Annotated in this window: 29 protein-coding genes; 10 read left to right on the top strand and 19 right to left on the bottom strand. The window is 40.6% G+C overall.

The genetic code is table 11. The annotated features are described in order from the left end of the window. Window positions 1–19: 19 nt before the first annotated feature. Together BM386_RS17985 and BM386_RS17980 are read left to right on the top strand one after the other, a co-directional pair. Entirely contained in the window at window positions 20–457 is a 438-nt protein-coding gene (locus BM386_RS17985; protein WP_091696816.1) for a VOC family protein, read from the top strand. A 286-nt stretch (window positions 458–743) separates the two neighbouring features. Further along, window positions 744–1,208, top strand: a complete 465-nt coding sequence (locus BM386_RS17980) for a YehS family protein (RefSeq protein WP_091696814.1) — start codon at window positions 744–746, stop codon at window positions 1,206–1,208. On the opposite strand, the gene BM386_RS17975 is transcribed toward BM386_RS17980, so the two are convergent. Further along, window positions 1,209–1,424 carry a YwbE family protein gene (locus tag BM386_RS17975; RefSeq protein ID WP_091696812.1) on the bottom strand — a complete coding sequence of 72 codons (216 nt, stop codon included), beginning with the start codon at window positions 1,422–1,424 and terminating at the stop codon, window positions 1,209–1,211. 164 nt (window positions 1,425–1,588) lie between these two features. On the opposite strand from BM386_RS17975, the gene BM386_RS17970 reads away from it, so the two are divergent. Next, window positions 1,589–2,059, top strand: a complete 471-nt coding sequence (locus tag BM386_RS17970) for a hypothetical protein (RefSeq protein WP_091696810.1) — start codon at window positions 1,589–1,591, stop codon at window positions 2,057–2,059. A 29-nt stretch (window positions 2,060–2,088) separates the two neighbouring features. Beyond that, window positions 2,089–2,559 (top strand): hypothetical protein, encoded by a 471-nt coding sequence (locus tag BM386_RS17965; RefSeq protein WP_091696808.1) that lies wholly within the window; start codon window positions 2,089–2,091, stop codon window positions 2,557–2,559. 75 nt (window positions 2,560–2,634) lie between these two features. Here the strand turns inward: BM386_RS17965 and BM386_RS17960 are convergent, their stop codons facing one another. The 8 genes from BM386_RS17960 to BM386_RS17920 form a co-directional block, all read right to left on the bottom strand. Continuing rightward, the gene (locus BM386_RS17960) at window positions 2,635–2,883 is read right to left on the bottom strand and encodes an acyl carrier protein (protein WP_091696807.1); all 249 of its coding nucleotides are present in this window, start codon (window positions 2,881–2,883) and stop codon (window positions 2,635–2,637) included. 274 nt (window positions 2,884–3,157) lie between these two features. Then, a complete protein-coding gene (locus BM386_RS17950) occupies window positions 3,158–5,044 on the bottom strand; it encodes a monovalent cation:proton antiporter-2 (CPA2) family protein (protein WP_091696804.1) in 1,887 nt (628 codons plus the stop codon). A gap of 11 nt (window positions 5,045–5,055) precedes the next feature. Further along, window positions 5,056–5,616, bottom strand: coding sequence for a glutathione-regulated potassium-efflux system oxidoreductase KefF (gene kefF / locus BM386_RS17945; protein ID WP_091696802.1), 561 nt, complete (start codon window positions 5,614–5,616; stop codon window positions 5,056–5,058). Between the two features lie 11 nt (window positions 5,617–5,627). Beyond that, on the bottom strand, window positions 5,628–6,062 hold the full coding sequence (locus tag BM386_RS17940) for a (4Fe-4S)-binding protein (protein WP_091696801.1): 435 nt from the start codon (window positions 6,060–6,062) through the stop codon (window positions 5,628–5,630). 159 nt (window positions 6,063–6,221) lie between these two features. After that, entirely contained in the window at window positions 6,222–6,722 is a 501-nt protein-coding gene (locus tag BM386_RS17935) for a hypothetical protein (RefSeq protein WP_091696799.1), read from the bottom strand. A gap of 67 nt (window positions 6,723–6,789) precedes the next feature. After that, window positions 6,790–7,134 carry a hypothetical protein gene (locus tag BM386_RS17930; protein WP_091696798.1) on the bottom strand — a complete coding sequence of 115 codons (345 nt, stop codon included), beginning with the start codon at window positions 7,132–7,134 and terminating at the stop codon, window positions 6,790–6,792. A 63-nt stretch (window positions 7,135–7,197) separates the two neighbouring features. Continuing rightward, window positions 7,198–8,685 (bottom strand): glycoside hydrolase family 32 protein, encoded by a 1,488-nt coding sequence (locus tag BM386_RS17925; protein WP_091696796.1) that lies wholly within the window; start codon window positions 8,683–8,685, stop codon window positions 7,198–7,200. Beyond that, window positions 8,686–9,966 carry a glycosyltransferase gene (locus BM386_RS17920; RefSeq protein ID WP_091696794.1) on the bottom strand — a complete coding sequence of 427 codons (1,281 nt, stop codon included), beginning with the start codon at window positions 9,964–9,966 and terminating at the stop codon, window positions 8,686–8,688. It lies immediately after the preceding gene. A gap of 205 nt (window positions 9,967–10,171) precedes the next feature. Between BM386_RS17920 and rfbA the strand changes: the two genes are divergently transcribed. After that, complete coding sequence (gene rfbA / locus BM386_RS17915) at window positions 10,172–11,032, top strand: glucose-1-phosphate thymidylyltransferase RfbA (RefSeq protein WP_091697195.1); 861 nt, start codon at window positions 10,172–10,174, stop codon at window positions 11,030–11,032. Between the two features lie 6 nt (window positions 11,033–11,038). On the opposite strand, the gene BM386_RS17910 is transcribed toward rfbA, so the two are convergent. From BM386_RS17910 to BM386_RS17890, 5 genes are all read right to left on the bottom strand, one after another. After that, window positions 11,039–12,061 carry a hypothetical protein gene (locus BM386_RS17910; protein ID WP_091696793.1) on the bottom strand — a complete coding sequence of 341 codons (1,023 nt, stop codon included), beginning with the start codon at window positions 12,059–12,061 and terminating at the stop codon, window positions 11,039–11,041. 3 nt (window positions 12,062–12,064) lie between these two features. Next, a complete protein-coding gene (locus BM386_RS17905; protein ID WP_091696791.1) occupies window positions 12,065–12,382 on the bottom strand; it encodes a DUF3817 domain-containing protein in 318 nt (105 codons plus the stop codon). Then, window positions 12,382–12,948, bottom strand: a complete 567-nt coding sequence (locus BM386_RS17900; protein ID WP_139235945.1) for a hypothetical protein — start codon at window positions 12,946–12,948, stop codon at window positions 12,382–12,384. The genes BM386_RS17905 and BM386_RS17900 overlap by 1 nt, the downstream gene beginning before the upstream one ends. A 100-nt stretch (window positions 12,949–13,048) precedes the next feature. Beyond that, window positions 13,049–13,567 (bottom strand): acyl-CoA thioesterase, encoded by a 519-nt coding sequence (locus BM386_RS17895; RefSeq protein ID WP_091696788.1) that lies wholly within the window; start codon window positions 13,565–13,567, stop codon window positions 13,049–13,051. A gap of 133 nt (window positions 13,568–13,700) precedes the next feature. Next, the gene (locus BM386_RS17890; RefSeq protein ID WP_091696787.1) at window positions 13,701–14,363 is read right to left on the bottom strand and encodes a protein-L-isoaspartate(D-aspartate) O-methyltransferase; all 663 of its coding nucleotides are present in this window, start codon (window positions 14,361–14,363) and stop codon (window positions 13,701–13,703) included. A 110-nt stretch (window positions 14,364–14,473) separates the two neighbouring features. On the opposite strand from BM386_RS17890, the gene BM386_RS17885 reads away from it, so the two are divergent. Then, the gene (locus BM386_RS17885) at window positions 14,474–15,070 is read left to right on the top strand and encodes a riboflavin synthase (protein ID WP_091696785.1); all 597 of its coding nucleotides are present in this window, start codon (window positions 14,474–14,476) and stop codon (window positions 15,068–15,070) included. Between the two features lie 249 nt (window positions 15,071–15,319). Here BM386_RS17885 and BM386_RS17880 read toward each other — a convergent pair whose 3' ends face one another. The 4 genes from BM386_RS17880 to BM386_RS17865 form a co-directional block, all read right to left on the bottom strand. Further along, entirely contained in the window at window positions 15,320–16,417 is a 1,098-nt protein-coding gene (locus BM386_RS17880) for a formylglycine-generating enzyme family protein (RefSeq protein ID WP_091696783.1), read from the bottom strand. A gap of 73 nt (window positions 16,418–16,490) precedes the next feature. Beyond that, complete coding sequence (locus BM386_RS17875) at window positions 16,491–17,501, bottom strand: hypothetical protein (protein ID WP_091696781.1); 1,011 nt, start codon at window positions 17,499–17,501, stop codon at window positions 16,491–16,493. 195 nt (window positions 17,502–17,696) lie between these two features. Further along, window positions 17,697–18,239, bottom strand: coding sequence for a ferritin (locus BM386_RS17870; RefSeq protein WP_091696779.1), 543 nt, complete (start codon window positions 18,237–18,239; stop codon window positions 17,697–17,699). Between the two features lie 98 nt (window positions 18,240–18,337). Continuing rightward, the gene (locus BM386_RS17865) at window positions 18,338–19,684 is read right to left on the bottom strand and encodes a M28 family metallopeptidase (RefSeq protein ID WP_091696777.1); all 1,347 of its coding nucleotides are present in this window, start codon (window positions 19,682–19,684) and stop codon (window positions 18,338–18,340) included. Between the two features lie 68 nt (window positions 19,685–19,752). On the opposite strand from BM386_RS17865, the gene BM386_RS17860 reads away from it, so the two are divergent. The 3 genes from BM386_RS17860 to BM386_RS17850 all read left to right on the top strand — a co-directional run bounded on the left by BM386_RS17860 (window position 19,753) and on the right by BM386_RS17850 (window position 22,617). After that, window positions 19,753–20,268, top strand: coding sequence for a DinB family protein (locus BM386_RS17860; protein WP_091696776.1), 516 nt, complete (start codon window positions 19,753–19,755; stop codon window positions 20,266–20,268). 81 nt (window positions 20,269–20,349) lie between these two features. Further along, complete coding sequence (locus BM386_RS17855; protein WP_091696774.1) at window positions 20,350–21,054, top strand: potassium channel family protein; 705 nt, start codon at window positions 20,350–20,352, stop codon at window positions 21,052–21,054. A gap of 81 nt (window positions 21,055–21,135) precedes the next feature. Then, window positions 21,136–22,617: a S10 family peptidase gene (locus BM386_RS17850; protein WP_091696773.1), complete on the top strand. Its 1,482-nt coding sequence runs from the start codon at window positions 21,136–21,138 to the stop codon at window positions 22,615–22,617. A gap of 144 nt (window positions 22,618–22,761) precedes the next feature. Here BM386_RS17850 and BM386_RS17845 read toward each other — a convergent pair whose 3' ends face one another. Further along, entirely contained in the window at window positions 22,762–23,649 is an 888-nt protein-coding gene (locus BM386_RS17845; RefSeq protein WP_091696771.1) for a glutamate--tRNA ligase family protein, read from the bottom strand. Between the two features lie 78 nt (window positions 23,650–23,727). On the opposite strand from BM386_RS17845, the gene BM386_RS17840 reads away from it, so the two are divergent. Further along, window positions 23,728–24,041 (top strand): transposase family protein (locus tag BM386_RS17840; RefSeq protein WP_139235944.1); only part of this gene is annotated, 314 nt, incomplete at its 3' end.

The raw sequence follows: 24,041 nt of genomic DNA, 5'->3' as shown, positions 1-24,041 counted from the left end.
CATACTAACCTAAAGCACTATGACAACTTTAAACACGTATTTGACCTTCGAAGGAAACTGTGAAAATGCCTTCAACTTCTATCGCTCTGTGTTTGGTGGTGAATTCGCCCATGTAGGTAGATTTTCAGACATGCCAGCTGACCCAACCTATCCTATTGGAGATGAGTTTCGCAACCAAATCATGCATATCAGTTTGCCTATCAGTAAGGAATGCGTTTTGATGGGTTCTGATACGGGAGGACACGGAGCGCCTATTATCGTAGGAAATAACTTCTCCATTTCAATCAATACAGATTCAAAGGAAAAAGCTGATGCCTATTTTGCTAAACTTTCTGCTGATGGAAAAGAGACAATGGCTATGGCAAGTACTTTCTGGGGTGATTATTTCGGTATGTGCACAGACCGATTTGGAATTAACTGGATGATAAGTTTTGCTGAAGCTGCTCCGCAGGGTTGATGCAACTTCCGGGTTTTAAATCAATCCCGCCTGGCGTAGGACAAGCCTTCAGACCTGTCTTACGCCAGGCAAGTTAATATTCTTGAACCAGGGTCAAAGCTCATTTCACACGAGCGGTATTCTCATAATGCGGTTATGTTCTTTTCATAAGCAGGACAACTGTGAGCTAATTTCACCGGCACGCTTTTTCATCTGTCTGAAATCATGAAAAACGTTTGATTGCTTATTTCCATCCAGCAATTCCTAATTCATCCTTACCTTTGAACTACACACTCAAAGAGCATTCATGACAAATTCAGATATTTTACGGACGATACGCTATATTTTCAACTTCAAAGACCCTGAAATGGTCGAAATTTTTAAAGATGGAGGATTAGATCTAAAACGGGAGGAAGTAGCAAATTTTTTGAAAAATGATGACGAGGAGCATTTTCAGGCTATTATTGACAAAGATCTCGCAGCTTTTTTGAATGGTTTTATCATAACAAAAAGAGGAAAAAAGGAAGGTGAGGATCCAAAGCCCGAAAAGTCTTTAAATAACAATATCATTTTCAGGAAACTTCGAATTGCATTGAATCTGAAAGAAGATGATGTGCTGGAAATTCTTTCTTCTGTAGGTATGCATATAAGTCCGCACGAGTTGAGTGCCTTTTTCAGAAAGCCTAGTCAATCGCAATACAGACCTTGCAAAGACCAGATTCTCAGGAATTTCTTAAATGGATTAAAAAAGAAACATCGTCCAACCGTCTAGTTAGTCTTCTACAAAGACCTCCTTTACCCGTCCAACTTCCCCGGTGTCCAGCATCACTTTGATGCCATGTGGATGAGTAGGAGAGGAGGTGAGAATTTTCTTCACAAAGCCTTCTGTGAGTTCGCCAGATTGCTGATGGTGTTTCTGTACAATGGTGACTTCGCTATCTATTTGTATGTTTTTCCTGATACTTCCTGGTAAAGTTTTCTTTTCCATTTTTTAGTGTTGCGTTTGTGAGTGCAAGGTACTTTCGACTGCGGTAGTATGCCAGCAAAATTTAGCATTGCTTGTATCATTTCGATGCCGATTTACGTATAGGTTGAGATTGTGAATATCTTTTACGAAATTTTAACTTTTTATAAACCTATAAAATTATACCTATGAATTTTAAGCTATTACCACTCGTTATTATTGTTTTTGTGCTCATTAGTTGCAAAGAAGATGAAGAGGTTAACCCTGAAGTCTTGACACAATATCACTGGGAGAAAGCATTCCAAGATTTAAATTTCGATCCTCCCTATGAAGTCGTTTATTCAATTGATTTCCAAATTGATGGAAAGGTTCATTATGAGTCTTACTTCAGGGATCTTGAGACCAAAGATATTTTAGGTTTTATTGAATATTACGATGGAAACTATCAAGTGGGCCAAAACAAAATTACTGTACTAATCACGGAGCATTACACCAATCAAGTAAGTGGGGAAATGTATTCGGATAAAGACCAGCTTACTTTGATGGAAATAGTCAACCAATCCAGAGAATTTCAACTCAGAAATAATAATTCCGAATTGCATACCATTATGCCTTTATATTCCAGTTCATTAGGAATTATTTATGAGAGGGTACTTTGAACTTAAACTCAAATGCAAAACCCAGAATTATGAAAAAACAATTATTGCTGATTTGTGTATTTGTCACTCTAATCGGATGCAAGGATAGTGAAGAAATTACTCCAGAAAGACTTCTCGCCGGTTCCTGGTCACGAGTGAAAGATAGTGGAGGGTTTAGCTTTTTAGATAGTTTTGAAATAAAGGAGGATGGCTCCGTTTTCGGAACTTCAATAGTCAGGGAATTAGGGTCTGAGGATACAATTGGGTATTTAAGAGAAGTATATGGAAGCTACTTTGTAGAAGAAATTAGTACTTCCAAACTTAAATTGATTATGGAATTTGATACGTATTTGATTACCAGCTCTACAGATTTTCCTTTTGGAACCAAAGATCAACTTGTCCCCGCAGAGGTGAGCGGAGTTTCGGAATTTATAATTGAAGATGATTTCTCGACCTTAGCCTTTATATGCCTCTCGACTGATGATTGTTTGGAAAATCCTCCATATAAGAAAGTAGAATAGTTTATAGATGAGAAAAGGGCTGAAATACATTTTTATTTCAGCCCTTTCTAGTTGGTTTAGCTTTCCTATTCGTGGTTAATTCTCTTGAGGAATATTGAAGAGCAGAGCAATCAGATCCTTTGGTGTATGAACCGCGCCTAATTTCTCCTCTTGGAAAATGACATGAAGCTGGTATTCCAGCTCGAAAATCAATCCATTGATAAACACTGGATCCATGTTTAATTGCTGAATAAAATCAGCATTTTTTTGCTGTCCGATCAGTGTGATGCCATAGGAGTGAAATACTTCAATGGCTTTTTTTAGTAGTGTAAAGTGTTGGTTCATAGCAGTAGTTTATATGGTTCAGAAAATTTTAGTATTCCTTTTTAGTATTTTAATCTCAGAGAAAATGAGAAAAGGGATTGATTGGTTCCCATGGATTGAAATAACGTGTTTAATTGAAAATTCGCTACTTCAAACTAGCTATTTAACAATAAATAGGGTTGTTAATTTTTCTAATAAGCAGTTGATAGACAGGTAGATGTTGTTTCACCTACGAAAAAAATAAGGTATGTGGATTGGAAATGAATCTCCAATTAGAAAAATAGAAGAGTTGAACCTATGAAGTTTTCTCTGCCTCCTTTATCGAATCGCTGTCCCAGGTATGATCGTTCACCGAAAACTTTCGCATCAATTCTCCATTTAGCAGACTTTCCTGCATCTCTATTTGCTGTCGGATTTTGGATACATAAGCTTCCTTATTGTCCTTCAGACTCATCAGTACCTTCAATGCATCTTCATCGTAATCCCGGAATTGCTTTGCCAATCTGTGCACAGTATGAGCTCTAAACCCAAGTTTTTTCAACACATCTTCTCCCATTCGAATAGAAGTGTCCAAGTGTTCTCTGTAAATATTTTTCACACCCATTTCCATCAGTTCGAAGGCGTCGTATCTGTTTTTTGCCCGAATCATCACTTCCAGATGCGGGAATTCCTCCTTGCAAAGTTCCACTAGCTTGAGACTATATTCTGTGTTGTCCAATGCTGAGATTAAAATAGAAGCCTCTTCGGCACCTGCCGAATGAAGCAGCTCTGCGCGGGTTCCATCTCCAAAATATACTTTGAAACCCATTTTCCTCAAAAACTCTACGCGATCAGGGTCTGCATCTAAAATCGTAGCTTCCACGCCATTTGCCCTAAGAAAACGGCCCAGCGTAGAGCCAAAGTGTCCAAAGCCGATCAAAATAACCTTGTTGTGCTCATCAATGCTATCCATCTCTTTTTCACTGATTGAATGGGATTTGTTAATGGCAGGAATGACAGCTTTATCCAGAATCACCAATAGGATGGGAGTGATAGTCATACTCAAAGCAGTCACGGCCATGAGTGTATCAGAAATCGATTGATCAAAAATACCCAGTTGAAGTGCAAAGGCGTAGGTGACAAAGGAAAATTCACCAACCTGGGAAAGCCCGATGGCAAAGCTGAGATTACTTCCGAGGCTAAGCTTCTTCGTTTTACCAATCACAAGCAAAATGATGGTTTTCAATACAATGACGCCTAGCGTGAGAGAAACTATAGTGGAAGCATTGTTGAAGATTAGGCTGAAATTAATCGTCGATCCCACAGCCATAAAAAATAAACCTAGAAGTAGTCCCTTAAAAGGCTCCAAATCTGACTCCAGTGCATGCCGATAAGGAGAGTTGGCTAGAATGACTCCCGCCAAAAAAGCACCCAAAGCTGGACTGAGACCTACTAATTCCATCAAAAAAGATATTCCCACTACGATAAGTAAAGCAGAAGCTGTGAACAATTCCCTGAGTCTGGTCTTAGCCACCCAATTCAATAGCGGTCCAAATCCGAATTGTCCGAGAAGAACAACTATTCCTATTGCGGCAAAGATTGATAATGTCTGAACCCATCCAGGTAAGTTGTCAATAAGGCCGTGCATGCCTGAAGTATCTGTTGCCACTTGTGAAGCTTCACCGAAAATCAATAAAGGCAATAGCGCCAGAATTGGGATCACGGCAATATCCTGCATCAGCAAAACTCCAAAAGAAAGTTTTCCCGTTGGGCCGTTCATCTGATTTTTCTCCTTTAGAGACTGTAAGACAATGGCTGTAGAAGAAAGCGCCATAGAAAGTCCAATGGCTAGGGAGATTTGCCACTGCACATCTAGTAATAACCCAATGCCAAATACCAATGCAGCTGTAATCAAAACCTGACTCAATCCTACTTGTAGAATCAGCTTTCGCATTTTCCAGAGGTTTTTTGGCTCAAGTTCCAATCCTATCAAAAACAGCATCATCACCACGCCAAACTCGGTCGCATGCATGATATCCTGCCCCTGGCCTTCATTGGTGATAAAGCCAAGCAAGTAGGGGCCGATGAGAATTCCAGCAAATAAATAGCCCAAGACAGAGCCCATTCCTAGTTTTTTGGCCACCGGAACACAAATGATCGCAGCTAAAATGTATATGATCGCGTTTGCTAAAAATCCATTCATAAGCTTAAAATTTAGCGGTTTTGGTAGGAGTTAAGATCACCTTCATCTCTAAGACTGAGCAACAGTTCCTTATATTCATTTGCTTTTAGAGCTAATTCGGAAGCAGAAATTTTATGAGTTCCAGCGACTTGAAAAGGAGCCAGATAATTCATATGACAAAGCCTGGCAGTCTGTTCAAAAGGCCTTAGAAATTCTTCGATGCGATACTTATTTCTACCCTCATGTTGGTAGGCTTCTTGGGAGCCTCCGGTAGTAATGGCATTGAGAATGTATTTTCCCTTCAAATAAATACCCCCCGGACCGTATGCCCAGCCAAATTCCAAGACCAAATCTATCCATTGCTTCATAAGCGGAGGGCATGAGTACCAATAGACCGGGTGATGCCAGACTACCACTTGGGCTTCAAAAAGTGCTTCCTGCTCAGCCTGGATAGAAATATTGAAATCAGGATAGAGCTCATACAGATCTCTGATCTCTACATTTTCCAATCCATCGACAGCCTGTATCAAAGCCTGATTTGCCTCAGAATGCTCAAACTTGGGATGGGCAAAAAGGACGAGTACTTTACGCATCTGTTTTGCCTTTATCCTTGAAAGTTTATTTTCTTATGCGAACCGTCACAGAAAGGTTTGTTTTGGCTGGATCCACATCTGCAAAAGGCCGAAACCTTACTCTGGTTTTTGATATGACCATTGGGAAGCTTTACTTGGAGATTTCCGTAAACCATCAATGGGCCGTTTGGAACTACTTCTACTAGTTGCTCGGACATTACATCTCCTGTGCTTTTTTCTTTTTGCTCCGCAAAATAATATCCCAAAGCTCCACTCGGACAAGTATCTATTTGCTTCACTATGGCTTCGGTGCTGGCTCCTTCGGCATTTACCCAAGGCCTTTTTTCGAAGTCAAAAACAGCCGGTAATCCTGAAATGCAATTTTTGGAATGAATGCATTTATGCGGTTCCCAGGTGATGGTTACTTCCCCATTGGAGTATTCTTTATGAATCGGCGAGTCTGACATGGCGTTTGTTGGTTTGAAAAGATATAATGTTACAAATTATCAATTTTAATCTAGTACTAAGGAGGTATAAAATTTAAAAAACCCAGTCACCTGACCGGGTCTTTTGAAAGAGAGTAATTCAAGCAAGTTTTACTTTAGCAACTGGGCTATGCGAGTGCTTTAGATGGGGCTCTTTAGATTTTTTTCAAGAATTCTTTGCCATTTTTCAGCGATACTGCGCTCACCGGCTAGGTCAGAAAAGAGTTCGCCATCGTAGATTTCTACTGTTTTGGGTGAATGACTTGAATCTTTGAAGTGAAATTGCAAAGCCAGGTATTCTAAGATATGTCGCTTCTCTTTTCCAACATGAATCATATGGCTTTTTTCCTGAATGCTTACCTTATTTACCTCATTGAGATCAATGATACTCTGCTCGGGATAACTGCCAAATCTATGATAAACCAACTTTTTACTTTGGCAATCCAAACCCAAATGGTAATGATTTCTCCACCGCTCATGCTGAGTTGGGACAGCATTATTGGAGGTCGAAAATTCTTCGAATGAGGCAAGATTAGCTGTAGTTAATTTCTTGAGTTTATAACTGTAGTACACGAATGGTGAAGCCGTAGCCACCATAGCAAATGAAGTCACAGCAAGTGTGACTGGATCTATTGAGATCATAGGAATGTGGTTAAAATGAAGAGAATTTTATGCGATTTTGTATCGCAGAGTGGGATTCTATTCGATTTTACCAGGTGTAGAAAAAGTGGATAAAGGTGTCTTTAACGTCGAAAAGTGGAGAGGATTTTTTGAAAAATGAAGGTGATAAATAAGCCTTGTATGGACTGATTTGTTCAAAATTGAAGTCCGAATTCAGCTTTGCAGTCAAGCTCCAATCGACTTTGAATTCTGGAACCTCTAAAAGCTCCGCAGTAGAATTAAACTGGATTTTAGTGAGTTGTCTTGAACTCGAAACTGAATCCAGAGAGTAGCCACTGTCGGCTGATTTGGTAGTGAGAGGAAATGCAAAAACAGCTATAAACCATAAGATCCAACTTAGGGAAACCATTAGGAATGATAGCTGTTTTTTCATTTTACTTTTAATTGTGCTTAAATGTAAAACATAATTTTCCGAGAAGTCAATAGAGACAGGTTCTTATTTTTTCAGCTTATATATTTTTAAGGAATCGACATTTTCAGATACAGTTACATTTTGCCAAGGACTAGATGGAAATAGGATAGAAGTCATCGCCAATTCACCGTCATTTACGAACAATTCGATAGAAGAAGCATCCATGAAAATCCTGATTTCCTTTGCTTCCCAGCTCATAGGAGCCGAATGAATGGCAGCGAAATACTTGTTGAAATCACTTTTTCCGGCTTTTCTCCGGTCTATACTTACGAGGCCATTTTCTTTAGATAGTATCAGGCTATCACCTGCTACATTGGAAAATGACATCGTAAAAGAATCAGATTCGATTTCAGCAGCAATTTCAACAGCTTCAGAGGGCAAAGTTGAACTCTGGTCATTTACTAAAAACTCCTTTGATCGAAGTTTTTCAAGTTCTAGGGCAGGAGCAGACTTTAAGAGTAAGGTGCCATTTACATCAAAAAGGCTCAACTCTCTTGGAACAGTCATCGCTGATCTCCATGCCACCGTCGGAACCTCATTTGCGTAGAGCCAATTACTCATCCATCCTATGAAAAGCGTTCTGTTTTGCTCAGCTGGAAGATTGCTGTAAGTCACTCCTGCATAATTGTCCGGTCCGTAGTCTAGCCAGCGGATCATGGTATCGTCTGGGGTGAATTGGCCATTTTCGAAGTCACCAATGAAGTATTGTGTGGCAGAGCCATTCTGTGGTCCGCCGGGATTGATGCTTACTAGCAAAACCCATTTATCTTCTCCTGATGGGGTTTTGAAGGGAAGTAGGTCAGGGCATTCCCAAACACCGCCATGCGCGCCTATATTTTTACCAAACACTCCAATCAAACTCCAGTTTTTCAAATCCGGGGAACTGTAGAAATTAATCTGATCTAGCACCGCCAAAGTCATCAACCAGGATTTCGAACCATCTGGATTTGTGATTTGAGAAACTTTTGGATCCCGAAAATCCCGGATTCCCGGATTGGGTAAGACTGGATTTGCCTCATATTTTTCCCAAGTTCTGCCCTTATCCAGTGAAAAGGCTATTGCCTGGCTCTGAAATGTCTCGGAATCTGTATTCGCTAGTTCGGCATCATGATAGGTAAATATGGCGACCAGCGGAGGGTTTTCATCCGTGCCTAATCCAGAACTGTTTTCCGCATCAAAAACGGCACTTCCAGAGAAAATATAGCCCAAACTATCTGGATAGAGTGCGATCGGAAGTGACTCCCAATTCACCAAATCGGTAGAAACAGCATGTCCCCAATGCATAGGACCCCAGACTGTGCTGTCTGGGTAATGCTGGTAGAAAAGGTGGTATTCCCCATCCAGATAGACCAGTCCATTTGGATCGTTCATCCAACCGGTTTCCGGCGTGAAATGGTAAATGGGTCTGTAATCTTCATTCACTTGAGATTCGAAAATGATTTCAGGATCTGATTGGCAGCTCAAGATTACCAGAGCAAAAATTATCAGAAGTAAAGTTGATTGGAGTTTCATTTAGCTTGATTTTGGGTTCAAAACAAGGTTAAGCACTGTATCCCGGTTCGTTTCAAGTTTGACCATTCCGGAAATTCTTTTAGCGTTTTCTGCATAGCTAGGATTTGTCCAAAAGTCCTCCAAAGCTATCTCAAATTTTTGTACATCCAAGTCATGGATACTTTTGCCAAGTGGTCCTAATCCACGGTTTTCTAAAATCCTATTCCAGAAATATTGATCGATAATGTGAGGAACAATCAGTTGCACACACCCATGCGCCGCTCCTTGGTGGGTAGTACCAGAGCCCCCGTGATGGATCATCCCATATAGTTTTGGCAAAATCCAGTCATAGGGGATTTGATTGACATAGAAAATGGATTCTCCGCTACCTTCCACTTTCTCCAATCCTCCCCAGGAAGTATTGACGATTGCAGGAATCTGATGCTTTTGAAGTAATTCAATTATTGTTTTGGAGTGTTCGGCAGGCTTGGTGTTACTCATTGAGCCAAAAGTGACTAGCACAGCTTTTGGATATTTCTCCAGCCATTCTTCCAATTCTCTTGAAGGCTGGAATTTATTGACTTGATTTCTAAAATAATAGCCTACAATACGTGCAGTTTCCGGCCAATTTATGGGTCTGGGAAAAAGTGAAGGAGAAATAGAGTAAATGGTTCTCAGACCGTTTAATTCAAAGTTTTTAATGCTTTTGGAAGAGATTTTTAGTGAAGGAAAATCTGAATAGTACTGGCCGAGAAACTTCTTCATAGCAAGCCTTCTAGCCCCATTTACCAGATTATAGGACTTTAGATTCAAGGCTTTCCCAAAGGGTTTCCATTTTCCAAATCCAATATGCGGATATTCCGAAGAAGGATGGGTGAGGCATGGAATGGGAGTGAGAAAAGTAAATCTAGCTGGATCAGCCATAGCTGCCAGGATAAAATACAGGCATTTGGCGTGAAAAACAATTCTATCGGGATTAAGATTTTTGAGCGCATCCCGCTGCTGAGCGATAAGTAGATGCTGTAAACTCAAGGAGCTTTTAGCCAGCTTGAAATAGTTTTTGAGCTGGTTCCAGACATTTCCTCCGCCTCCCATGATATTTTTGCCACTTTGAGATTCCAACAATTCCAGAAAGCCTCTGTCAAAGCCGATGAATTCATACCCAAGTTGGGTCACTGTTTCTCTAAATTGCTCTGGAAAAAGGCAAATCACTTCTTGACCGGCTTCAGCAAAAATCTCAGCCTGTGCCAAAAACGGCTCGATATCTCCACGCGTTCCCAAAGCAGCAAACAGTGTCTTCATATCCTTGATTTCTTATCTTATTTTTTTAATTATGGGGCTTTCAGTAGCTTTAAGCCTTAATCTAACGTTATTTTACATCATTTATCGCTGAATTTAGCGAAGACTATTTATTGAATTCATTACATACCGAATTGGTCGCCGATAGATTTGGATTCATTTTTGAAATAATGGGGAATTGATCTATGAAACTTATACAACTAACTATATGAAGGGAATTATTTTGGCCGGTGGGTCTGGCACTCGTTTATATCCTCTGACTATTTCTGTCAGCAAGCAGCTGATGCCGGTTTATGACAAGCCGATGATCTATTATCCGCTTTCTGTATTGATGATGGCAGGAATCAGAGAAGTGCTAATTATTACGACTCCAGAAGATAGCGAGGCTTTCCAGCGGCTTTTAGGAGATGGTTCCCAAGTGGGATGCAGATTTGAATATGCAGTCCAGCCGAGCCCGGATGGTTTGGCTCAGGCTTTTATCATTGGGGAAAAATTCATTGGAGACGATGATGTCGCTTTGATCTTAGGAGATAATATATTTTACGGATCCGGTCTTCATAAGACGTTGAAAGAGCATACTAAGCCGACTGGCGGGGTTGTGTTTGCCTATCATGTCAATGATCCTGAGCGATACGGCGTAGTGGAATTTGATGAGAATCAGAAGGCGATCAGCATCGAAGAAAAGCCAGAAAACCCAAAATCAAATTTTGCCGTTCCTGGGCTTTATTTCTACGACAATCGAGTGGTGGAGATAGCTAAAAAGATCAAGCCCAGCCCGCGTGGGGAACTCGAAATAACTGATATTAATAATGAATATCTGAAGCTGGGTGAATTGCAAGTGGCTATCCTAAATAGGGGAACAGCCTGGCTGGATACGGGTACTCATCAATCGCTTTTACAGGCTGCGCAATTCGTGGAAGTAATCGAAGAGCGTCAAGGTTTAAAGATCGGATGCATCGAAGAGATCGCCTATAGAGCAGGGTTTATCGGAGAGGAAAAACTGCTTCAGGCTGCAGATAAATTGGGGAAAAGTGGGTATGGTGGCTATCTCCGTAGACTAGTGAAATAGACTAAATTATTTCTTGATAAGTTGTTCAAGACTAGTTTTCATGATTTGACCCATGTTCTTACAGTCCAAGAACTTATCATTTCCATAGTGCTTCGCCAAGTCTATTTTTAAAGAGGTGATATTTTCCGGAAGGGAAATGGTGTCTTGCTCCATAGAACGCAAAATATCAAGAATACCTTGTCGGGAAGATTTGAGTCGGGTGGCTATAAGCGCCCGCTCTTCTTTCTGATATTGAGCCATGGATTCGGGGGTGATGTATTTCATTCCCAGCTGAATCAATACATTGTTTTCTTTGAAATACTGGGGCAGGTAAATCGATTTTTTTCCCTCATAAGACTGCTGGTCAAAATCTATTGCCCTGATCCTATAATGGGTTTCTTCAAAGTCGGGAGTGACGTCAATCACGAAATTGGAGGAGTGCATATCTCCGAGAAGTCTCACAAAACAACGCTCATTGAATTTGACGAATTCCTTAGCTAATCGAATGGGGTTCAAATGAGGATCAGTCATGTGAGCACGCATGAATAAATCTCCGGGAATTCCTGCGATATGTTCTTCAATCAGCGTATTTTGATGAACCAGATAGGAAATTCTATTTGGTGAAAGTAAATGCTCAAACTCCAACCCGTAAACTCTCGAAGCATCAGCATTTTTCACATAGAAATAATCAAAATTATCATTGATTCTATTTACAATTCTTACCCTAAACGGCTGTGTATTTCCATAGACACAGAGGTCTATCCGATCTACATACAGATGCTCCATCACCGACATATCCCCTCCGGCTTTCAGTAGGGCATAGATTTTTTTGACATTCAGGTGAATCTCCTCCCGGTCGGATTGATCATAGAAAACCGTTTCCCAAAGTGTGTCTTGTTCCTTGGAATCGTAAAGTGCTATGGAGCTTGAATAGCGTAGCAATTCATGGTAGTGAATAGGAATATCCACCTCACGGGAATACTTAATCAGATAGCGCCTCAGTCCAGGACTGATCGGGAAAATACGCTTCTTTTTGCTGATTAAGGCCATTTCTTACAAATTCACGTGTTGACTTTTTTTCAGGTTTCTATCAAAAATAAAGGGGCCAAAGGGGATAATTGAAGCAATGATCGCAAAGAATGTTCTGCTGAAATTCCATTTTAACTTATGTGCCGTAGGGAAAACCATGCAGATATAGAGGATAAAAAGAGCCCCATGAACTGAACCTACGTAAGTGACGGCCAGCGGATAGTCCCACATGTATTTCATAGGCATAGCAATGAAAAATAATACTAAAGTGGAAATACCTTCTATGAGTGAAATCCAGCGAAAGCGCTTTGCCCAGGTATGTTGTTGTGGTGTGAGACTCATTATTTTTTAGAAATGTTAAAGAGTATTTTAAGAGTGTTCCAAAGTTTGCCTTTTAGCGCCTTTTCTTCAGAAATTGTAGTTAGGGCATCTGCGAAAAGGTATTCGGTTTCTCCTTCTGTATGAATCTGATAATCCGATGCCGGTAGCGCATTTATAGGGTGTTTCAGGCGACCAAACTTCAGAACGATATGCGCATTGAGGTCATAGAGCTCGGCTAGCGTTCTACCTTCCAGCTCTTTGGATGAAAGTAGCCCAACTTCGTTCATGGAATGCCCCACGGCATTGATCATATTCACCAACATTTCCATTACCTCGGGTCTGAGCTGCTCTTCTTCATGAAGTACGAGAATTCCCTTTTCGAATTTACCACGAACACTCAGCGGCTCTGGCTTTAGTTCTTCTTTTGGAGGGGTTACACCATCTATATGGACAGTTTTCGGAAGAGTCTTTGGTTTTTCTGTCTCAGAAGTATGATTTGATTCCTGATTTGCCTGACCGGCTTCAGGTTCTTTTTCAAAGAAAAAAAGCTCCTCGGTGATGATATGCTGGAGCTCTTGAATGCTCATATTTTCCATGTCGGGAAATTGCTCAAAATTCCCCTTAACACAAAAAAAGAGGGGCAATATCTCTAGCACCCCTCACTTTTTTAATGACTTTATAGTTTGATCAGTCCAAATTGAAAATGGATTTCAATTCCACTGCATCCTCTGGTTTCATTCTTTTTGCGAGTACCAATCGAAGTTGCCTTCTTCTCAGTGCGCCTTCAAAGTTTTCAATCTCTTCGGGAGTTTCTGGAACTAACTCAGGAATTCTTGAGGGTTTGTTGTTTTCATTTACAGCGACAAAAGTGAAAAAAGCTCTATGGGTCATCACCTTTTTATTTGCAGGAATGTCCTCTGCAGTAACTTCGATGAAAACCTCCATGGAAGAATTGAAGGCACGAGTCACTTGTGCTTTGAGTGTTACGACATTACCAAGAGCTATTGGTTGCTGAAACGAAATGTTATCTGCAGAGGCGGTTACTACGATGCTGTTTGAATGCTTCTGAGCAGCGATGGCAGCCACCACATCCATCCAATGCATCAGTTTACCTCCCATGAGATTGTTCAATGTATTGGTATCATTAGGAAGGACCATTTCGGTCATAATCACTGCTGACTCTCTTGCAAATTTCTTTGTGCTCATAAATCTAAATTTTAACAAAAATAGAAATAAAATTTGGCTGGAAAATAATTCAAGAAGATATATCGGAATTTAATTTTGAAAAAATTTCAAATACCGACAATATCAAATATCAAATTTTCAATTTCAAATTCTTTCAACCCCAACCGTCTTTCCCCAAAAGTGGAACAAAAGCAAAACCCTCGTATTCTTCCTGCTCGACCTTGGTATTAGATTTCTTGGTGATTTTTAGCATGGCTTGTTTTCGCTTATCACCAACAGGAATTACCAGAATTCCGCCTATTTCCAGTTGCTGAATCAAGGCTTCCGGGACCACAGGAGCGCCAGCTGTCACAATTATTTTATCATAAGGTGCATAGGCAGGAAGACCGCCAGTTCCATCTCCATAGAAAAGATGCATTTCTATTCCCAATCTCGTTAAGAATCGCTTGGTTCCTTCAAATAATTTCTTCTGATATTCTATCGTAAATACCTCTGCTCCAAGTAGATGTAAAATACTTCCTTGGTATCCAGATCCAGTTCCGATTTCTAAAATTCTATCTCCTTCTTTAATCTCCAGAAGTTCAGTTTGGAAGGCTACGGTATAGGGCTGCGAAATAGTTTGACCTTCACCGATAGGGAAAGCTTTGTCCTCGTAAGCGTGGGAAATGAGTGCTGAATCGAAGAAAAAATGTCTTGGTAAGGTGTTGATAGCCTGAAGAACACGCTCGTTTTTTATTCCTTTTTCCCGTAACAAAGTCACTAGAGCTCTCCGTTTTCCTTTATGTAAATAAGTGTCTTCGAGTTTGAGTAGGGGCATGGTTTTTTGTGGTTCTGCGGTCGAAGATAAAGGAATATTTGGCTTAATTTGAACTTGAATGGGGCATTTATTGCTTAGTCATTGAAACTTTGAAAGTTAAATTCACCGCTATGTTTACAGGAATTATTGAAGCTTTTGGCACAATACATAATATAACTCAGGATGGCACCAATGTCCACTTTGATTTGGAGTCCACATTGGCTTCTGAATTAAAAATAGATCAGTCTTTGGCTCATGACGGAGTCTGTTTGACCGTCGTTCAAACTACGCCGGATTCTTATCGAGTGACAGCAATAGATGAGACTATTCAGAAGACGAATCTATCGCAGTGGAAAGTGGGGAAGCGGGTGAATTTGGAGCGCTGCATGCCTGCAAATGGCCGTTTTGATGGTCATATTGTGCAGGGTCATGTGGATCAGGTAGGGACAGTGAAAAACATTACAGATCAAAATGGCTCCTGGGTTTTTGATCTGGAATTTGAGCATGGTCTTGGAAATGTGACTGTAGAGAAAGGATCAATCACCATTAATGGAACAAGCCTGACCTGCTTTAACTCTGGTCCAGGTAGATTCTCAGTAGCAATCATACCTTACACCTTTGAGCACACTAATTTTCATCAGTTGAGGGTAGGAGACTTGGTCAATCTGGAGTTTGATATTCTAGGGAAGTATATCCAAAGAATTACCAAAGGATATGATTTGCCATGATTTTTTTAACCACGGAGAGCAAAAAGTAAATGCAAAGTTCGCAGTCGCAGTATGAGTGTGCTTTCGTTAAACTGCATACTGTGCAAGGGGAGAATTAAAAATCTTTCCATTTTGGTAGGCGTTCATCCGTCCCGATTGAGCGAGGCTTTCAGTATCGCGAAAAACTAGTTTTATTCTAGTGAAGAAAACTGTAAAATAAAAAAGGTGGTTTCTGACTCAGAAACCACCTTTTTTGATGTCTAACTAGTATCACTTCATGCTGATTGTTTTATCCTCAGCGTCTTTTACTAATCTGAAACCTACATTGGAAGTTCCGCTATCAAAAGCCTGACCTTGACGGGCAGAAGGGCGGTAATTCACGCAGTAGTTATCTGCACAAAGGTACGATCCACCTTTGATCACGCGCTCCATAGCGTATGGGTTGTCAGGATTGTAACAAGGATTCATTTTGGCATCCAACTTCGGCGCTTGCCCAGCCAGTCTGGCGTATTTCAGTGCGTCATACCAGTCGCCTGTCAATTCCCAGACATTTCCGATCATATCGTATAGTCCAAATGTATTTGGGGCAAAGGATTTTACCGGAGAAGTTCCTTCAAATCCATCAAGGCTCTGGTTGTCATTAGGAAAGTTTCCTTGGAATGTATTTGCCAAGTACTGCCCATTTGGAGTCAGTTCATCTCCCCAAGCGAATCGCTTACCTTCTGCGCCACCACGGGCAGCAAATTCCCACTCATTCTCTGTAGGAAGTCTTTTTCCAACCCAATCTGCATAAGCCTGTGCATCTTCAAATGCAATATGAACTACAGGATGATTTTCCCTACCTTCCAAATTTGATTCAGGACCTTCTGGGTTTTTCCAGTTGGCACCTTCTACCCACACCCACCAAAGTGAAATGTCCTGAGTAGGAACTGCGTAGGGAGGCGGACTGAAAACCATGGAACCCGCAACCAAAAGTGCATCGTCTGGCTTTGGGGTATTTGGTGGCAATTGCTTCTTGAGGTCTTCCCATTCTGGTTTTTTCTCAGCTAGCGTAACATAGCCAGTAGCATCTACAAATTTTTTGAATTCAGCATTAGTGACCTCGTGGGTGTCCATCCAAAATCCATTTACTTTCAGATTTACGGCTGGTTTCTCCGCAGAATATGCTTCAGCTTCATTGGTTCCCATGACGAATTCGCCACCTGGGATCCAAGCCATCCCTTCTATCTTTTCTTTTGGTGCCGGATTGCTGGCTATTACCATTTTGTCCTCGTCGATCACCTCTTCGGAAGTTTTTTCCTGACAGGAGAAAAACGAAGTGCTAACTAGAGCAAGGCTAGCGAAACTGTATTTGATTGATCTATTCATAAGTAGGTTCCTTCAAGCTTAAAAGTAGTAGATTCTAAGCTTTATCCGAAAGAATTGGTTAGGAAATGGGTTTTTACTCTTCTTCCACTGGGAGGGCATTGATTCTTTCTACTACTTTCTTGCGTAATTTATTGAAAAATTGTTTCCGCTCTTTTTCGCAGACTACGCTGATTTGGGTAGATTTTTTGATCAGATTTTCCAGATTTCTGAACATCGCATTATTAAAAACTGGGTCGGATGTGCCGTGGAAATAGATGACACTATGGTTTAGATAAGTTACTTTTTGCTCATCCATAGTAGCAAAGAAGGTGTTGTCTCCAATAATGAATTCATTTACAAAAAAGTTATAGTCTGCTCCTTCAATGTCGGGATGCGATGGGATGATTTTCCTTCCTTTCTCTGCCATTCGCTCCAGGTTGTCGATCACCTCCATCATGCAATTGTATAGAAACAAAGTGTCCTCTGTGGATGTCATGATACCCATTTCATGGTATAATTCAATTTGACGCAGCGTAACACTTATGCCTTCTATGTTCCAGATTTCAGTGGTCGGGATTTTATGGTAGGCTTTGAGGATTTTCTGGGTGATTTCGGCAAACTGGTCGTAGGAATTATCCTTTATGGAAAACTTGGTGTCTTTCAGGCTCTCATTAAAGAGAATGGATTTTCTCCAGAAAAAGAACTTAAAAGCCGCCAACTCCTTGTGGTAATAATGATGGAAAGGCGGCATGTCTTTAACCAGCCAATAAATGTGTTTTTTGGAAAAACTATTCACCAGATTCAGCTGTGCATAGACATCTTCCATCCACTTCATAAAGCTATTCTCTTGATAGTCATTTTGATTTCCCTGAAAAAGGATACTCTTAGAGTTCAAGTTGAAAAAGGAGTCAACTGAAATGTTGAACCGATTGCATAGGATCTCTAGCTCTGTAAAGTCTAGTAACTTTTCGCCTCGGATTCTCCTGTACGCGCTGTCTATGCTGATTTCTAAAATCTCTGCTATCTCGTCAACTAGAGAATTATAGCTGGGTAATGAAAGTTTTATTGCCTGGAAAAATGCCGCTTGGCTCTTATTGAAACTCATAGCAACAGGATGTGTTAAGGGGTGGATTGAAATAAACTTGCATTAAGATATGCCAAAGTAGAATAAGAAAAAATCCATACTAGCAAAAGAATTTCACCCAAAGAGTTGATAGTCAAACAGTAATATAAATATTGCGTGTTTTATTGTATTTATTAAAGATTGGAAAAAAAAAGCGACTCGAAAGTCGCTTTAAATTTATTCTGCAGGATGGGCAGCAGCATGTAGCTTGCCAAGCTCCTGATCTATCGTCCAAAGACCAACTCCTTCTTCGCCAATGATATCAAAAAGCTCTAATGCTCTTCTAGACATGGTTTCTTCTTCTCGTTGCTCGGTGACATACCACTGCATAAAGCTGAACGTAGCGAAATCTTTCTTGGAGAAAGCATGATCGACGATGTTGTTGATAGACTTGGTCACGTTGATTTCATGTTCCAAAATCAATTCAAAGATCTCTCTCAAAGAATTGAAGTTATGTCTAATTCCGGTGATTTCCGGTTGAATAGCATGTCCGCCTGCCTCATTGATGTATTGGAATATTTTCATCATGTGCATGCGCTCTTCATCAGCATGTGTGTAGAGGTATTTTGCCGAATTTTCATACCCCATCATATGACACCAAGAGGCCATAGAAAGATAGTACGCAGAAGAGGTGCCTTCCATTTCCACCTGTTGGTTGAGCAATTTCTCTGTATCGACAAGTAATGAACGCTGAAGCGTTACGATTTCTTTAGTTTTCATAAGTATAATGTTTCAAATGATTAACTAAATATAGCCATTGGAGTTCCAATTTCAGTTAATTTCTATTGAATTTGGAATTGATTTAATTAAGAATTCGCTTATCTGGAAAGTGGAGTAGGGAAGACAGGAAGGCTTTCTGCTCCTGATTCAGAGACAGATTGCACGGCAAAGAAGTAATTGTCCTTAGAATAGGGCAATGTCAATGTGGTCTCTGTTGTCCAGAATTTTTGTTCCCACATCGGAGATGAAGTCTCTCTCATAAGTACGTAATACCCCACAGCTTTGCCGATTTCCGGCGCATCCCAAATTAAAGTGGATTTGTTACTCAATCCTCGTACATCTATTTTGACCTCCTGAGGTTGGTCAGGAGAATTAGCCAGAGAAGCTAAAGAGGCCAAGTTTACCGCAGATACTTTTCGCAGGTATTCGAAATCCATATACTCTGGTAAATCACCATAATGAATACCATCTTCTACACGAACGTTTTCATGCTGATGGATAAAGTCCTCATTCATTTCGGACATTCTGACCGCAGTGAAGGCATTTCTCGCGAAGGGAGTTTGGTCACCTCCTCGCAGGAATCTATCTGCTCGATAAATCAACTTTACTTCGAATTGATCTACATATTTGTCTCCATGCTCTTTGATATACCTAGCCAGTTGCCTTGATTTGCTATCATTTTCAGCATTGGTATAGCGACGGATATTAGCTTCTTGCTCGGTCTCCGAAGCTGGAATAGTCTCCGAGAAAACTCTCATTTTTAAGTTGTCCTTTATCAGTGTTTCCGATGAGCTGCTATTACCCACGATATCGTTATTCAACACAGCTGCTAAGTTCCAACCTTCGGATTTAGCCTTATCAGCCATGTAAGTTGCACCTTTTAATCCTTGTTCTTCTCCGGTAAATGCCACAAACATGATAGTAGCAGAAAACTCGTGAGATGCCATTATTCTAGCGAGTTCTATCACAGTTGCAGTTCCGCTACCGTCATCATTCGCGCCAGGTGAGCTTCCTTCAGCATCCATCACATCCTTGTTCCGTGAATCCATGTGTGCCGAAATGATAAATATTCGGTCGTCTGCTGGGTTAGTTCCTTTTAATGTTGCGACTACATTCGCACCAGGAGAATCAGCCTTAATCCGCCGATTATCAGCTGAGATAGTGAAATTTTCAATCTCAGCACTCATTCTCCCTGATGATTGCTTCGCAAAATGATTGAATTTAGAAAGAACGTAGCGTTGTGCTGCCGGCATCCCATTTTCCTGATCTGTACTTAAGGTATGTCGGGAATTGAAGGATGCCAAGGCTCTCACATGATGCTCCAGAGAATCTGCTGAAATCTCCGAGATCATTTGAGCGATTTCTGGATTTCTGATAATGGTGGTTTGCGAAATCGCCCATTGAGAACCAAGTGCAAGTAAGATTGTGAGTAATTTTTTATGCATGATATAGATGTGGTTTATACTTATGACTTAAATTTATCCGATATATATTTCCCCCAAAGAATTTTTACATGAAAACCTTAGATCAACCGAAAGAAGGTGATTATTCGCCTTTTTTTTCTACCTACCTCAAACTAGTTTCTGGTAACAACTATGAAGAGCTGGTATTAAAACAATCTGATTCCCTTTTAAAATTGTTTAAAAATAAGGAAGCTGAGTGGGCAGATAAGCCCTATGCTGAAGGGAAATGGACACCTAAGGAAGTTCTTGGCCATATGATAGACACAGAGCGGATCATGACTTTTAGGGCACTCTGTTTTGCAAGAGGCGAGAAATCCTCCTTACCGGGCTTTGATCAGGATCCTTATGTACTCAATGCCAGGTTTGGGCATGTGCCACTCGACCACTTAATGGATGATTTTGTAAGTCAGCGCATGGCTTTATTGTCCCTTCTTCGAATATTGCATGAAGACACCTTAGACCTTGTTGGTACCGCTAGTGGTAATCCCATAACTCCACGAGCACTATTTTGGATCATTCCTGGGCATTTTGAACATCACATGAATATTTTAAAAGAGCGATATTGATGATGGATTGGCTGAAAGGGAGATTATTGCCTTAATTGACTAAAGCGTAAATATTGATTTATGAGTATTAACCCATTTTAGATGAATCAATTTGTAAATAAGAAGCGAAGTCAAGTAAAATATGCATTTAATTCCTTCACGGATTATTGGCTTACTGATACCAGTTTTGCTGTGCTTCTGGTGATTTTACTCTTCACTGTTTTTGTCTTACCCATTTTGATTGAATATGGGCATGTACATGCCTTTTTCGTGAATTCGGTCTTTCTTTTTTTATTTTTTACCGGAATCTGGTCCTCCCGCAATAAGCTTTTGATAGGATTGACAGCAATTCTTTTTATGACTCAATTGGGGCTTAGAGTTTTGCGTTTCTCAGAGTATGAATATGAATTTTACTTGGTTGAGCGTATCGTTGGTATTTTGAATATGATTGTATTTATATTTTTGAATATCAGGCTGTTATTTAGAGATGATGAAGTAAACATTTATAGGGTGATTGGCGCAGTCAATGTTTATTTGCTAGTAGCGATTTTAGGCTCTTTTGTTTTTGAGATTATCTATCTGACTACAGGGTCAGGGATAGGTGGAGACGTAGTTTTGGAGGGATTGGATAAGGATTTCGCTTTGTACATATATTTTAGTTTAGTTTCGCTTACAACGGTCGGTTTTGGCGATTTGTATCCAATCCAGGTTATGTCAAAAATGCTCTCTGTTTTTCTTTCTACTATTGGAATTCTCTATCCAGCGGTGGTGATTGCCCGCTTAGTTGCCGTGAACAAAGTGAACTAATTGTGTCCATCTATGTAATTTTTTTCCGCTTTGTATTAACAATTAGTACTTTCAAAATCGAATAATTATACCCTATACTTTATGAGAAAATTTAGTTTAACAGTACTTTTTATGGCTTTGCTTTCTGTTGTTTTTGCGCAGGAAGAAAGACATATAGAAATAGAGTCGGCAGTGGAGACTACCCATGAGACTACCATCAAAGGCAAGAAGGTTCCTTACAAAGCAACAGCGGGAACCCAGCCTGTTTGGAATGAAAAAGGGAAACCAATAGCTTCTTTATTTTACACCTATTATGAGCGTACAGATGTTTCAGATAAAACTACCCGGCCGCTAGTGATTTCATTCAATGGAGGACCGGGATCGGCGTCTATCTGGATGCATATCGCTTATACGGGGCCTGTGGTGCTGAATATTGATGAGGAAGGATATCCTCTTCAGCCATACGGTGTGAAGTCAAATCCACATTCAATTCTGGATGTAGCCGACATCGTTTATGTAGATCCAGTGAATACGGGATATTCGCGGATTGTAGATGAAGAAGTGGATCGCTCTACTTTCTTCGGGATTAACTCCGATATCAAATACTTGGCGGATTGGGTGAATACATTTGTAACTCGTCAGGAGCGCTGGGCTTCGCCAAAGTATCTAATCGGTGAAAGTTATGGTACTACGCGTGTTGCAGGTTTGGTAGCGCAGCTCCAAAATTCACACTGGATGTATTTTAATGGGGTGATCATGGTTTCTCCGACTGAACTTGGAATTGAACGCGGAGCACCTATCCATACCTCCAACTATCTACCTTATTACGCAGCTACGGCTTGGTATCACAAAGCATTGGATGCATCTCTTCAAAGCCAGGATTTGGAAGAATTCCTACCTGAAGTAGAAGCTTTCACCATCAATGAACTGATTCCCGCAGTAGTGAAGGGAGGATTGCTATCAGCAGCTGAGCGAGATGCCATAGCTACCAAATATGCTTTGTATTCGGGGCTAAGCAAAGAAGTGGTGCTTGAGCATAATCTATTAATTCCTACGAATTTCTTTTGGAAAGAATTACTGAGAGATCAAGGAATGACTATCGGTAGATTGGACAGTAGATATAAAGGTTTTGACAATGCAGGCACAGGTTCAAGACCTGATTTTGATCCAGCCTTGTCTTCTTGGAATCATGCTTTCGCCCCATCTTTTCAGATCTATGTGAGAGAGCATCTCAAGTATAAAACCGATTTGACTTACAATCTTTTTGGCCCGGTACATCCTTGGAATCGCTCTAACGAGAACACAGGCTATGATTTGGCAGATGCCATGCGCCAAAATCCCTACTTGCACGTAATGACCCAATCTGGCTATTATGATGGCGGAACAGACTTTTTCAATGCAAAATACAACCACTGGCAAATGGATCCATCAGGCAGGATGGCAGACAGACTTTCCTGGAAAGGCTACAGAAGTGGTCACATGATGTATTTGAGGGCTGAGGACTTGGAGACTTCCAATGATGATATCCGCGAGTTTATCAAGAAATCTATGGTAGCTCCGGACATGCCTGCGAAGTATGATTAAGTTGGAAGACAGATGACGGAAGACCGAATTCACCTCAATATTTGAGTTTGGCATCATGCAATCCTTTTATCATTTTACTGTTAAAAGGATTAATTAGATCAGTCAATATAAAAGCCGAAGAATATTCTTCGGCTTTTATATTTGTCAGTTTCCCTTGATAGTCAAATGTTTTTTGAAAGATTCAAAATCAATCCAAGGTTCTGTTGAACCAATCATCTCTCCCAAAATCTGGTAAATATCAGTCGGTTTCTTCCCCTCTTTCCTTAAAAATTGGATAGAAGTGGCTCCTTCAGATTTGGAGAGTTTTTTGTTTTTAGACCCTTTCAAAAGGGGATGGTGGTGGAAAGTCGCTTTCTGGAAAGAAGGTAGATCAAGTTCATCAGCAAGGATTTGCTGGTCGAGGGTGGATCCCAAAAGATCATTTCCTCTTACGATCAGATCGACTCCATAATGCACATCATCTATGACTGAAGTAAGCTGATAAGCGGGTAGTTTGTCTTTCTTTCTTACGATAAAAAATGCGGAATCTTCAGGGAGAACGAAGGATTTTTCTCCGCTTGTATAGGTCCTGATTTTAATGAAATCTGTATCAAAAGTATCCATGCGCCAGCAAGTCTCCAGTCTTTCCAAAGGGATATTTCTAACCTGACAATGACCTAAATAATAGCCTGAAGAGTCCATTTGCTGGATTTTCTTCCGGGTACAATCGCAGGCAAAGACAAGTTTTCTTTCCCGAATTTGCTCCAAAGCTTCCAGATAGCTGTTCATTCTATGGATTTGAGACCATTCCTGCTCAAATTCCTGAACTGTTTTCGGTCCCTGATCATAGCTGACTTCCATGAAGTCCAGCGTGTCAAAAATATCCTGAACGTATTCAGTCCTATATCGCTCTCGATCCAGATCATCTATTCGTAGAAGGATCTTTGCGCCAGTTTCTTCCGCCAAAGCTTTGGTAACCAAAAAAGAATAAAGATTTCCCAAATGTAGGTATCCACTGGGAGTAGGGGCAATTCGTGTCAATTTGAAATCCATTGGGCGAAATTAAAGAGATTACCGCATTAAAGTGCGCTTGCCTCGGTTCAAACACAGGGAAATCGCTTTTAAAAATCGTTGAAATTTAAGAATTATTGGATATTTTTGGGAGTGGTCAAAAAAATGGCCAATCCAGATTTAGACCAGAAAGTACACCCGGCTTTCTCCTCATTTTTTTCAGAATTGAAAGATCCCCGACGTATAGCCAAAGGCAACCACCTTTACCCTCTTGATGAAATCCTGTTCCTTTCCATTGCCGCTGTTGTCAGCGGGATGGATAGCTGGACGACCATCAGTCTTTTTGGTCGTGCCAAGCTTGACTGGCTTCGCAGATTCTTCCCTTTTAAGAATGGGATACCTTCCCATGATGTCCTGGGCAAAGTGTTCGCAGC

This window comes from Algoriphagus locisalis, from assembly GCF_900116615.1.
GTDB classification, from domain to species: Bacteria; Bacteroidota; Bacteroidia; order Cytophagales; family Cyclobacteriaceae; genus Algoriphagus; species Algoriphagus locisalis.
Note: the sequence above shows the minus strand (reverse complement) of the source record. Positions and strands in the feature narration are given on the sequence as shown.